1 protein-coding gene is annotated in these 223 nt (G+C 41.3%); it reads right to left on the bottom strand.

The window, feature by feature from the left end; all coding sequences use genetic code 11:
• Nucleotides 1-223: hypothetical protein (locus tag I6U50_RS15845; RefSeq protein WP_394370633.1), on the bottom strand; the 223-nt coding region annotated here is incomplete at both ends.

Below are 223 nucleotides of genomic sequence, written 5' to 3'. Positions count from 1 at the left end.
TTTGGAATGCTTGGTGTTGTGAAGTTTTCCGTGGTAAAACTTATTTCTGTACATCCCGTAGCACTTCCTACCACATTATAAGGAGTAACCGAAACGTAGATAGTGGTATTTTCAGGGAAATGGGTTGTATGGCTATAACTTGTTGTTGTAAGCTCGGCATTGTTTACCAGGTCATTTCCCCCTGCAGTTGTCCCGATATTCACATAATATCCATCGGCATTTG

Source organism: Salegentibacter maritimus (assembly GCF_016236975.1).
In the GTDB taxonomy this organism is placed as follows: domain Bacteria; phylum Bacteroidota; class Bacteroidia; order Flavobacteriales; family Flavobacteriaceae; genus Salegentibacter; species Salegentibacter maritimus.
The sequence above is the reverse complement of the archived record's forward strand: the minus strand, read 5'-3'. Positions and strand labels throughout refer to the sequence as shown.